Below are 11,891 nucleotides of genomic sequence, written 5' to 3'. Positions count from 1 at the left end.
CACTTCGGTCGACAGAACAGGACTACTCGTGAGCGACATCCCACCCGATCTGCACTACACCGCCGAACACGAGTGGGTTCGCCGAAGCGGGGATGCCACCGTGCGGGTAGGGATCACCGACTTCGCCCAGTCGGCGCTGGGCGATGTCGTCTTCGTTCAGCTGCCCGACGTCGGCGCCGAACTGACCGCGGGCGAATCGTTCGGCGAAGTCGAGTCGACCAAGTCGGTGTCGGACTTGTACGCCCCGGTTTCGGGCAAGGTCGCCGCGGTCAACGCCGACCTGGAGGGCGGCCCGCAGCTGGTCAACTCCGACCCGTACGGCGCGGGCTGGTTGCTGGATGTCGAGGTGTCCGACGTCGCCGCGTTGGAGTCGGCCATCTCGTCGCTGCTTGACGCTGAGGCCTACCGCGCAACACTGACCGAATGAGGGTTGCTAATCTGCCTGCCAGCCGCGAGCGGTGCGGCGGACCGGCGGGGGAAAGGCGGAAAATCGGTCTTCCGATCGTCGGGTGGGGGCCACATTGCAGACCTATGCGCGGTACCGTCGACAGATCGACACTCGAACCCACCAGTCTTAGTAATCGGCAGTACCGGGCGAATAAACCCAGTAAGCAGCCGGCCGAGCGGCCCGGTCAAACAACGCCACAGCGGCCAGTGAGGAGCAGCGCGTGACGGACATGGACAACGACCAGACCTCTGACGAAGTTACGGTGGAGACGACCTCCGTCTTCCGGGCCGACTTCCTCAACGAACTGGACGCGCCCGCCCAGGCGGGCACCGAGACCGCGGTATCCGGGGTCGAAGGCCTCCCGGCGGGCTCGGCGCTGCTGGTCGTCAAACGGGGACCGAACGCCGGGTCGCGCTTCCTGCTCGACCAGCCCATCACGTCCGCCGGCCGGCACCCCGACAGCGACATCTTCCTCGACGACGTGACCGTCAGTCGCCGCCACGCCGAATTCAGGTTGGAAAACAACGAATTCAACGTGGTGGATGTCGGTAGCCTTAATGGCACCTACGTCAACCGGGAGCCCGTCGACTCGGCGGTGCTCGCCAACGGCGACGAGGTGCAGATCGGCAAGTTCCGCTTGGTGTTTCTGACCGGGCCCAAGCAGGGTGAGGATGGAGGATCCGGAGGCTAGTGAGCGCACCCGATAGCCCGGCACTGGCCGGGATGTCGATTGGGGCGGTCCTGGAACTGTTGAGGCCGGACTTTCCCGATGTCACGATCTCCAAGATTCGCTTCCTGGAGGCCGAGGGATTGGTGACGCCCCAGCGGGCCGCGTCGGGCTATCGGAGATTCACCGCGTACGACTGCGCGAGGTTGCGGTTCATCCTGACCGCGCAGCGCGATCACTACCTGCCGCTCAAGGTCATTCGGGCGCAGCTGGACGCCCAGCCCGACGGCGAACTGCCGCCGTTCGGCTCGCCCTACGCCGCGCCGCGCCTGGTCTCGGTGGCGGGAATCGGGGAGGCCGACGACGAGCCGGGCGCCGGGGCCAAATCCGACGCGGCCGCGGTGGCGCCGTCGAGCATTCGGCTCAGTCGCGAGGATCTGCTGGACCGCTCCGGCGTCGACGGCGATCTGTTGACGGCACTGCTCAAGGCGGGGGTGATCACCACCGGCCCCGGCGGCTTCTTCGACGAACACGCCGTCGTCATCCTGCAGTGCGCGCGGGCGCTTTCGGAGTACGGTGTCGAGCCGCGGCACCTGCGTGCGTTCCGCTCGGCGGCCGACCGGCAATCCGACCTGATCGCCCAAATCGCCGGGCCGGTAGTCAAAGCCGGCAAGACCGGCGCCCGCGATCGGGCCGACGACCTCGCGCGTGAGGTGGCCGCGCTGGCCATCACCCTGCACACGTCGTTGATCAAATCGGCCGTTCGCGACGTTCTGGATCGCTGAGGACTAGACTTCGTCGATAGCTTGGTTGTCAGCGGCACAGCGGTAATTCGGCGTCGTCGTTGCGCCAAGAACAACGGCGGTCTATGCGGAGGGCAGACACAAATGGGTGAAGTTCGTGTTGTCGGCATTCGCGTGGAGCAGCCGCAGAACCAGCCCGTGTTATTGCTGCGCGAAACCGACGGCGACCGCTACCTGCCGATCTGGATCGGCCAATCGGAGGCCGCCGCCATCGCGCTCGAGCAGCAGGGCGTCGAGCCGCCCCGCCCGCTGACCCACGATCTGATCAGGGATGTGATTGCCGCGCTTGGTCATTCGCTCAAGGAGGTGCGCATCGTCGACCTGCAAGAGGGCACCTTCTACGCCGACCTGGTTTTCGACCGCAACATAACGGTGTCGGCGCGGCCCTCGGATTCGGTGGCGATTGCGCTGCGCGTCGGCGTCCCGATCTACGTCGAGGAGGCCGTGCTGGCCCAGGCCGGCCTGCTCATCCCGGACGAGAGCGACGAAGAGGGCGGCACCGCCGTCCGCGAGGACGAGGTGGAGAAGTTCAAGGAGTTCCTCGACAGCGTGTCGCCCGACGATTTCAAGGCCACCTAGGCCCCCGCGGGCGTACTACGCTGGACACCGACATCACGGATGCGTCTCAACTGGCATCGGGATGTCGACACGCCTGGCGGATAGCGCCCCCTCTTAGCCCGGCGGCGGCCATACTTTGATCACGACTTAAGGGCGCGGTAGCTATCGAACAGCGTAAGCTCTCTAGCACTCGGGCCTGAGCAAACGTGGCTGCGACCCAGCCACGAGACGCAGCTGGAAACGATAGCGCGATCGGCGAGAGGAAGCACCGTGAGCGAGCAGCCACGCCAAGAACAGCTGGACCTAGCTGACACCGCGACCGCCGCGCCGGAAGCGCCCGTGCAACCCGGGCTGTTTCCCGACGACTCCGTGCCGGACGAGTTGGTGGGCTACCGCGGCCCCAGCGCCTGCCAGATCGCCGGAATCACCTACCGCCAGCTGGACTACTGGGCGCGCACCTCGCTGGTGGTGCCGTCGATCCGCAGCGCGGCGGGCTCGGGCAGTCAGCGGCTGTACTCGTTCAAGGACATCCTGGTCCTCAAGATCGTCAAGCGGCTGCTCGACACCGGGATCTCGCTGCACAACATCCGGGTCGCGGTCGACCACCTGCGCCAGCGCGGCGTGCAGGACCTGGCCAACATCACGTTGTTCTCCGACGGCACCACGGTTTACGAATGCACGTCGGCCGAAGAGGTCGTCGACCTGCTGCAGGGCGGGCAGGGCGTGTTCGGCATCGCCGTCTCCGGCGCCATGCGCGAGCTCACCGGGGTGATCGCCGACTTCCCCGGCGAGCGGGCCGACGGGGGCGAGTCCATCGCCGCCCCGGAAGACGAGCTGGCGTCCCGCCGCAAGCACCGCGACCGCAAGATCGGTTAAGCGCACCCGCGCCGGCCGGCCGGGTAAACTGGCGCACGCATCGCACTCGTGCGGGAGAGTTCCGTGACGGCCAGTCACGGACGCCGAAGGAGCAACACCTCTCCGCTAACCTCTCAGGCACCCGGACCGCGCGGGTTAACGATGCCTCTGGAAAGCGGTGCCGATCCCCGGCACCCGCCGATGGGGAAAGGCGCAGGGGCAGCACCCCGCGCCGAATCTCTCAGGCGCCCGGCGATCGGGTGAAGACAGAGGGAGAGGACCGCACGTCCTCTGCCTTGTCGACGCCGTAGGAGTTCGCCAGTGCCCGACCAATCAACCTTCGCAGCCCGGCACATCGGGCCGGACGGCCAAGCCATCGCGACCATGCTTGCCGTCATCGGCGTCGATTCGCTCGACCAGCTGGCGGCCAAGGCCGTCCCCGCCGGCATCCTCGACGAGCTCACCGGGAGCGGGGCGGCACCCGGCCTGGACGAGCTGCCGCCCGCCGTCACCGAGACCGAGGCGCTGGCCGAGCTGCGGGCGCTGGCCGAGGCCAACACGGTGGCCGTGTCGATGATCGGTCAGGGCTACTACGACACACTCACCCCGCCGGTGCTGCTGCGCAACGTGCTGGAGAACCCGGCCTGGTACACCGCCTACACGCCGTACCAGCCCGAGATCAGCCAGGGCCGGCTGGAGGCGCTGCTGAACTTCCAGACCATGGTGGCCGACCTGACCGGGCTCGAAGTCGCCAACGCCTCGATGCTCGACGAGGGCACCGCGGCCGCCGAGGCCATGACGCTGATGCACCGCGCGACCCGCGGCACGTCGAACCGGCTGGCCGTCGACGCCGACCTGTTCGCCCAGACCGCGGCCGTGCTGGCGACGCGGGCGCGGCCGCTGGGCATCGAGATCGTCACCGCCGACTTGAGCGCGGGCCTGCCCGACGGCGACTTCTTCGGCGTCATCACGCAGCTGCCCGGCGCGAGCGGCCGGATCACCGACTGGGCCGCGCTCGTTCAACAGGCGCACGACCGTGGCGCGCTCATCGCCATCGGCGCCGACCTGCTGGCGTGCACGCTGATCACCCCGCCGGGCGACATCGGCGCCGACGTCGCGTTCGGCACGACCCAACGATTCGGTGTGCCAATGGGATTCGGCGGTCCGCACGCCGGCTACCTGTCCGTGCACTCCAAGCACGCCCGGCAGCTGCCGGGCCGGCTCGTCGGCGTGTCACTGGATGCCGACGGCTCCCCGGCCTACCGGCTGGCGCTGCAGACCCGCGAGCAGCACATCCGCCGGGACAAGGCGACCAGCAACATCTGCACCGCGCAGGTGCTGTTGGCGGTGATGGCCGCGATGTACGCCAGCTACCACGGCGCCGACGGGCTGGCCGCGATCGCCCGCCGGGTGCACGCCCACGCCGAGGCGATCGCCGCGGCGCTCGGCGACGCGCTGGTGCACGCCACCTTCTTCGACACCGTGCTGGCGCGGGTCCCGGGTCGCGCGGACGAGGTGGTGGCCGCGGCCAAGGCGAACGGCGTCAACCTGTGGCGCGTCGACGCCGACCACGTCTCGGTCGCCTGCGACGAGGCCACCACCGACGCCCACGTGGCGGCGGTGCTGGAGGCGTTCGGGGTCGCGGCGGCCGAGCCCGCCACGGTCGACATCGCGACCCGCACGTCGGAGTTCCTGACCCATCCCGCGTTTACGCAGTACCGCACCGAGACGGCGATGATGCGCTACCTGCGCACGCTGGCGGACAAGGATATCGCCTTGGACCGCAGCATGATTCCGCTCGGCTCCTGCACCATGAAACTCAACGCCGCCGCGGAGATGGAGCCGATCACCTGGCCCGAATTCGCCCGCCAGCATCCGTTCGCCCCGGCGTCGGACACGCCCGGGCTGCGCCGGCTGATCAGCGACCTTCAGACCTGGCTGGTGCGGATCACCGGGTACGACGCCGTGTCGCTGCAACCCAACGCCGGCTCGCAGGGCGAGTACGCCGGCCTGCTGGCCATCCACGACTACCACGCCAGCCGGGGCGAACCGCACCGCAGCATCTGCCTGATCCCGTCCAGCGCGCACGGCACCAACGCGGCGTCGGCGGCGCTGGCCGGCATGCGGGTGGTCGTGGTGGCCTGCCACGACAACGGTGACGTCGACCTGGATGACCTGCGCGCCAAGGTGACTCAGCACGGCGACGAGCTGTCCACGCTGATGATCACCTACCCGTCCACCCACGGCGTCTACGAGCACGACATCGCCGAGATCTGCGCGGCCGTGCACGACGCCGGCGGCCAGGTGTACGTCGATGGCGCCAACCTCAACGCGCTGGTCGGCCTGGCCCGGCCGGGGAAGTTCGGCGGCGACGTCAGCCACCTGAACCTGCACAAGACGTTCTGCATCCCGCACGGCGGCGGGGGACCGGGCGTGGGGCCGGTGGCGGTGCGCGAGCACCTGGCCCCGTTCCTGCCCGGGCACCCGCACGCCCCGGAATTGCCGCAGGGTCATCCGGTGTCCTCGGCGCCCTACGGCTCGGCCTCGATCCTGCCGATCAGCTGGGCCTACATCAGGATGATGGGCGCCGACGGCCTGCGGGCGGCTTCGCTGACCGCCATCGCGTCGGCCAACTACATCGCCCGCCGGCTCGACGAGTACTTCCCGGTGCTCTACACCGGGGAGAACGGCATGGTCGCCCACGAATGCATCCTGGACCTGCGGCCGATCACCAAGTCCACCGGCGTGACCGTCGACGACGTCGCAAAGCGGTTGGCGGACTATGGATTTCACGCACCGACGATGAGCTTCCCGGTGGCGGGCACGCTCATGGTGGAGCCCACCGAGAGCGAGACGCTGACCGAGGTCGACGCCTTCTGCGAAGCGATGATCGCCATCCGGGCCGAGATCGACCGGGTGGGTTCGGGGGAGTGGCCGGTCGACGACAACCCGCTGCGGGGCGCGCCGCACACGGCCGAGTGCCTGCTGGTCACCGACTGGGAGCACCCGTACACGCGTGAAGAGGCCGCCTACCCGCTGGGCAAGGCCTTCCGGCCGAAGGTGTGGCCGCCGGTGCGGCGCATCGACGGCGCCTACGGCGACCGCAACCTGGTGTGCTCGTGCCCGCCGGTGGAGGCGTTCGCCTGACCGGCTAGCCGAATCGCTCGACGATCGCCGCGGCGATCTGATCCGGCGCGTCCTCCTGGATGAAGTGCTTGGCGTCGGGCAGTTCGACGACGACGTGGTCGGGGAACGCCGCGCGCATGCGCGGGATGTTGGGACCCGGCCGGAAGGCGAAGTCCTTCATGCCCCAGACGAACAGGGCGGGTTTGGTGCCCAGCTTGTCCGGCACCTCCCGGGCGAGCCGCGCCAGCAGCGGGCCCGCGGCCAGGATCTGCTTGGGCATCTCGGCGACGCCCCTGCGGGCGTCCGGGTCGGGCTGCACCGCGCGGTAGTGCTCCATCACCGCGGCGCTGGGGCGGTGCGCGGTTCCGGCGGGGACCAAACGCTCGACGAAGAAGTTGCGCTGCAGGATCGCGTATTGCAGTGGCGGGCTGGACATCACGCGGCTGAACATCTTCGTGGTGAATTCCGCCGTCGGCCAGAACCAGGTGTTGCCCAGGATGACGCCGCGCACCCGCTCGGCCCGCTGGACAGCGACCGCCATGCTGATGGGCCCACCCCAGTCCTGGCCCATGGTCAGGTAGCCATCCAGGCCGAGATGGTCGACGAACTCGCCGACCACGCGGGCATGCTCCTCGATCGTGTAGCCGAACGCTCCCGGCCGATCCGAAAGCCCGAACCCCAGGTAATCCGGTGCGATGCAGCGGAACCGGTCACGAAGCGCGATGACGATGTTGCGGTAGAGGAAGCTCCACGTCGGGTTGCCGTGATACAGCAGGATCGGCGGCCCGTCGCCCTCGTCGAGGTAGTGCATGCGGCCTTGTGAGCTGTCGAACCAGCGCGACTGGAACGGATACAGCCGGGGGTCGGGGGTGAAGGCGATGCTCATGTCGGGCGGTCGGAGGCCTCAGCCCAGGAAGGCGTTTAGAGCCGCGGCGAGGTCGGGGGACGCCGAGTTGGCCAGATTCTGGTAGCCACCCCCGCTGAGCTGGGCGACCGCCTCCCAGGTGGCGCGGTCCGGATCGCCGCCGAAGTCGATGACGTTCACCGCGATCGGCTTGGCCGGGTCGGCGCTCTTGCGGATGAAGTCCTGCAGGCCGGGGCCGTCGAGGGTCTGGTCGGTGTGCGGGCCTGCCGTGATGACCAGGATCGAGTTGGTCTGGCCGGCGCGGTAGTTGGTCTGCAGGTCCTGGTAGATCATCCGCAGGGTGGTGAACGACACCGCGCCACCGGCCGAGGAGTATTGCTTGTCCAGCGCGGCCGTCAGCGCCGTCGACCTCGGCTGGCCGTTGACCGGGTCTCCGAGCGGGCCGCCGGGCACCTCCGAACGTCCCTCGTGGCCGTCGAACGTCCACAAGCCGACCACGGCGGTCGGCGGCAACGCCCTGATCTTGTCCTGAAGTGCGGCAATCACATTCGCCAGCCGGGACTTGCCGCCTTCCTGGCCGGGCATGGACTGGTCGAGCATGATGGTCGCGGCCAGTCCGCTCGACGGGGCGGCCATGGCCTCGGCCAGCGTCGCGCGCATGGCCTCGTCACCCACCGACAGCGCCGCGGGCAGCGCCGGGAACGAGGTGACCGGGCTGCTTGGCGGGGAGACGCCGTTGACCCGGAAACCGGCCTTGGCCAGCTTGGCGAGTTGATCCGGCTTGTGCATGAAGCGGGCGAACTCGCTGGCCGCCGAGGTCTGGTCCTTGGTCAGCCAGGACCCGCTGAGCAACACGGTGGGATAGTCGGCGACCGGCGCCGGCCCGGACGGCATCCAGGAAGCCAACGCGCCCTTGGCGTTTGGCAGCGACTGGCCGCGCTGGAACAGTTGCTGCTCGGTGGTGATCACGGCGTGCACCGGCGCGGTCGCGGCGTCCCCCGGCTTGAGCAGCGCGTTCATCGCCTCGGTCAGCGAGTTGTCCGCCAGCTTGGGCTGCGCGCTCAGCACCGTGCGCACCGCGCCGGTGCCCTGCGTCGCCGGCCCGCCGGGGGGCGCCGAGGCGGCCGCGATCGCTTCGCCGGCCAGGAACGCGGCGTCGCCGTTGCCGGTCATCGGCACGGCCACCCGCAGCGACCCCCACGCCGGCAAGTTCACGCCGGCCAGCCCGTTCGGGTTGGTCTGCAGCCCGGGCAGGGCCGCCCAGGTCTGGTTGCCGAGCGCCTGCTGCAGCTCGGGCCGCACGGCCAGCACCACCGGCGACGTCACCAGCGAGCGGCTGTCGGTGATCGTTTTCTGCGCCGTGGCCCCGGCGAGCCGGGCGGCCGAGATCGAGCTTGCCGGGATCCACAACGCCGGCTGTCCGCCCAGCTCGGCGGGCCACTTGCCGATGAATCCGTTGAGCACCGCGTCGGAGGCGGCCGGTTTGACGCTGACCGCCACGCAGTGGTCGCCGATCGGGCCGGCGGTGGCGTTGTAGCTTTCCGCGAACTGTTGCACCGCATCGGCGATCGACGGGTCGGCGACCACCGCGACCGTCTCCTTGCCGCCCACGCAGCCCCCGGCGGCCTTATGCGAGCGGTTGGACAGCGCGTCGCCGAAGAAGCTCCACAGGATCACGCTGCCCACCACCACGACGACGGCGACCAGCGCCACGATCACGCCGATGCTGACACCCCGGCGCCCGCCCTCGCTGCGGTGGCCGCCGCGCCAATCGCCGAGCCCGCGATGGCCGCGGGAGAACAGCGAGGGCGACGAGGCCGGCGGCTCCGCGCTCGACGCGCCGGGCTGCCGGGGCGGGAACTCCGGGTAGTCGTCGGCGGTGCCGCCCTCGAACTCGTCGCCGGCGGCATAGGGTTCGTCCTCGGCGGGGAAGTCATCGTCGCCGCGGAAGTCATCGTCGGCGGGATAGTGCCCCTCGTCCGCGTAGTCCTCGGTGACGTCGTCCCGCTGCTGGTCGTCCGCCTCGCCGTCGTCGTACGGCTCGTCGACGGAGTCGTCAGGGTCGGGCAAACTGTGCCTACCCATAGCGGTGTCCGTCGCCTTTCCGTCGTTGAGGCCGAGCTGTTGTCAATCCGCCGCTGATCTTAGTCATCGGCGGCGTCGATGCGCCGCGAGCCCGATGCGGGCACCGGCTCAATCTCACTGCGCCGTGCGGGCCTTGGCTTCGCGCCGGCGGCGATGCAGGATCGGCTCGGTGTAGCCGTTGGGCTGCTGCGTGCCGGTCAGGATCAGATCCTGGGCGGCCAGGAACGCCAGGCTGTCGTCGAAGTTGGGCGCCATCGGCTGGTACGCCGCGTCCTTGGCGTTCTGCTCGTCCACCAGCGGCGCCATCCGCTCCAGGCTGGCGCGCACGTCCTCCTCGGTGATCACGCCGTGCCGCAGCCAGTTGGCCAGCAGCTGGCTCGAAATCCGCAGCGTGGCACGGTCTTCCATGAGCGCCACGTCGTGGATGTCGGGCACCTTCGAGCAGCCCACGCCCTGGGCGACCCAGCGCACCACGTAGCCCAGGATCGACTGGCAGTTGTTGTCGACCTCCTCGCGGATCTCCTCGGGCGCCCAGGCCAGTTCCTTGGCCAGCGGGATGGTCAGCAGCTCGTCGATGTTGGTGCGCTTCTTGCCGGCCAGCTCCTCCTGGACGGCGCCCACGTCGACGTAGTGGTAGTGCATCGCGTGCAGGGTGGCCGCCGTCGGCGAGGGCACCCACGCGGTGGTGGCGCCGGCCTTGGGCTGGCCGATCTTCTGCTCGACCATGTCGGCCATCAGCTCGGTCATCGCCCACATGCCCTTGCCGATCTGGGCCTTGCCCTTGAACCCGGCGGCCAGCCCGATGTCGACGTTGGCGTCCTCGTAGGCCTTGATCCAGGTGCTGTTCTTCATCGCACCCTTGCGGATCATCGGGCCGGCTTCCATCGAGGTGTGGATCTCGTCGCCGGTGCGGTCCAGGAAGCCGGTGTTGATGAACACCACCCGGTCGGCCGCGGCCTTGATGCACGCCTTGAGGTTGACGGTGGTGCGCCGTTCCTCGTCCATGATGCCGACCTTGAGGGTGGCCTGCGGCAGGCCCAGGACGTCCTCGACGCGGCTGAACAGCTCGCAGGTGAACGCGACTTCGTCGGGGCCGTGCATCTTGGGCTTGACGATGTAGATCGAGCCGGTGCGGCTGTTTTGTAGCGGACCGTTCGCCCCGTCGTTCTCGGAACCGGTCTTGAGCCCGTGGATCGCGGTCAGGCCGGTGAACAGCGCGTCCATGATGCCCTCGAAAACCTCGTTGCCCTCGGCGTCCACGATGGCGTCGTTGGTCATCAGGTGGCCCACGTTGCGGACGAACAGCAGGCTGCGGCCGGGCAGGGTCAGCTGGCCCTCGCCGTCGGGCGTGGTGTAGGTGCGGTCCTGGTTGAGCACCCGGGTGAAGGACTTGCCGTCCTTGGCGACCTCCTCGGACAGGTCGCCCTTGTTCAGGCCGAGCCAGTTGCGGTAGCCGAGCACCTTGTCGTCGGCGTCAACGGCGGCCACCGAGTCCTCGAAGTCCATGATCGTGGTGACCGCAGATTCCAGCACCACGTCCTTGATGCCGGCGCGGTCGGTCTTGCCGATCGGCGATTCCGGGTCGACGAGGATCTCGATGTGCAGGCCGTGGTTGACCAGCAGCACCGACCAGTCGGGGGAGCCGAGCTCGCCGGTGTAGCCGGCGAACTTCTCCGGGCTGGCCAGCCCGACGGATCCCTCGCCGGTCGCGACCTTGAGCTGGCCGTCTTCGACGGACAGGCCCGTCGCATCCGCCCAGGAGCCGGACTCCAGCGGGACGGCCTCGTCGAGGAACTTGCGCGCGTAGGCGATGACCTTGTCGCCGCGAACCTTGTTGTAGCCGGTGCCCTTTTCGGCGCCGTCGTCCTCCGAAATTACATCGGTGCCGTACAGGGCGTCGTACAGCGAGCCCCAGCGCGCGTTCGCGGCGTTCAGCGCGAAGCGGGCATTGAGCACCGGCACCACCAGCTGTGGGCCCGCGGTCGTGGTGATCTCGTCGTCGACACCGGAGGTGGTGATGGTGAAGTCTTCGGGTTCGGGCAGCAGGTAACCGATTTCGGTGATGAACTGGCGGTACGCCTCGACGTCGAACGGCTCGATGACGCGTTGGCGGTGCCACTTGTCGATCTGGGCCTGCAGCTCGTCGCGCCGGCGCAGCAGATCCTGGTTCTTGGGCGTGAGGTCGGTGACGACTTTGTCGACTCCGGCCCAGAAGCTGTCCGCGTCGATGTCGGTGCCGGGCAGGGCCTCGTTGTTCACGAAGTCGTAGAGCACTCGGGCGACGCGCAGGTTCCCCGCCGACACGCGATCAGTCATGTTTCTCCTCCATAATGAAGCCTCTTCAAGCCGCCATTGGCTCGGAGCGGCAATGCCTTCAGCGTACCGAGCAGCAGCCTGGTGAGCTTATCCGCCCAACCCGCCACACCAGGTCAGGCCGCGCTGACAGCTCGAAACCAGGCCGCCGCGGCGGGCCAGGGGATCGTT

9 protein-coding genes and 1 riboswitch are annotated in these 11,891 nt (G+C 68.9%); of the genes, 6 read left to right on the top strand and 3 right to left on the bottom strand.

What is annotated here, in order from left to right; genetic code table 11:
• The first annotated feature begins 28 nt into the window (after positions 1–28).
• From gcvH to gcvP, 6 genes are all read left to right on the top strand, one after another.
• Complete coding sequence (gene gcvH, locus A5730_RS23655; protein WP_067905866.1) at positions 29–427, top strand: glycine cleavage system protein GcvH; 399 nt, start codon at positions 29–31, stop codon at positions 425–427.
• Between the two features lie 250 nt (positions 428–677).
• Positions 678–1,139, top strand: coding sequence for a glycogen accumulation regulator GarA (gene garA / locus A5730_RS23650; RefSeq protein ID WP_369817909.1), 462 nt, complete (start codon positions 678–680; stop codon positions 1,137–1,139).
• Positions 1,139–1,900 carry a MerR family transcriptional regulator gene (locus A5730_RS23645; RefSeq protein WP_067905864.1) on the top strand — a complete coding sequence of 254 codons (762 nt, stop codon included), beginning with the start codon at positions 1,139–1,141 and terminating at the stop codon, positions 1,898–1,900. The genes garA and A5730_RS23645 overlap by 1 nt, the downstream gene beginning before the upstream one ends.
• Positions 1,901–2,002: 102 nt before the next feature.
• A complete protein-coding gene (locus A5730_RS23640; RefSeq protein ID WP_007170013.1) occupies positions 2,003–2,497 on the top strand; it encodes a bifunctional nuclease family protein in 495 nt (164 codons plus the stop codon).
• Positions 2,498–2,746: 249 nt separating this feature from the next.
• Positions 2,747–3,352: a MerR family transcriptional regulator gene (locus A5730_RS23635; RefSeq protein ID WP_067821146.1), complete on the top strand. Its 606-nt coding sequence runs from the start codon at positions 2,747–2,749 to the stop codon at positions 3,350–3,352.
• Positions 3,353–3,393: 41 nt separating this feature from the next.
• Positions 3,394–3,491, top strand: a riboswitch (glycine riboswitch).
• Between the two features lie 161 nt (positions 3,492–3,652).
• The gene (gene gcvP / locus A5730_RS23630) at positions 3,653–6,478 is read left to right on the top strand and encodes an aminomethyl-transferring glycine dehydrogenase (RefSeq protein ID WP_067905862.1); all 2,826 of its coding nucleotides are present in this window, start codon (positions 3,653–3,655) and stop codon (positions 6,476–6,478) included.
• Positions 6,479–6,482: 4 nt separating this feature from the next.
• On the opposite strand, the gene A5730_RS23625 is transcribed toward gcvP, so the two are convergent.
• The 3 genes from A5730_RS23625 to A5730_RS23615 all read right to left on the bottom strand — a co-directional run bounded on the left by A5730_RS23625 (position 6,483) and on the right by A5730_RS23615 (position 11,723).
• Positions 6,483–7,343: a haloalkane dehalogenase gene (locus A5730_RS23625; RefSeq protein WP_067905860.1), complete on the bottom strand. Its 861-nt coding sequence runs from the start codon at positions 7,341–7,343 to the stop codon at positions 6,483–6,485.
• An 18-nt stretch (positions 7,344–7,361) separates the two neighbouring features.
• On the bottom strand, positions 7,362–9,407 hold the full coding sequence (locus tag A5730_RS23620; RefSeq protein WP_067905858.1) for a substrate-binding domain-containing protein: 2,046 nt from the start codon (positions 9,405–9,407) through the stop codon (positions 7,362–7,364).
• Between the two features lie 114 nt (positions 9,408–9,521).
• Entirely contained in the window at positions 9,522–11,723 is a 2,202-nt protein-coding gene (locus tag A5730_RS23615) for a malate synthase G (protein ID WP_067905856.1), read from the bottom strand.
• Between the last annotated feature and the right edge of the window lie 168 nt (positions 11,724–11,891).

The sequence above is a fragment of the Mycobacterium sp. ACS4054 genome, assembly GCF_001667275.1.
Taxonomy (GTDB): domain Bacteria; phylum Actinomycetota; class Actinomycetes; order Mycobacteriales; family Mycobacteriaceae; genus Mycobacterium.
This window is presented reverse-complemented; position numbering and strand designations above follow the sequence as displayed.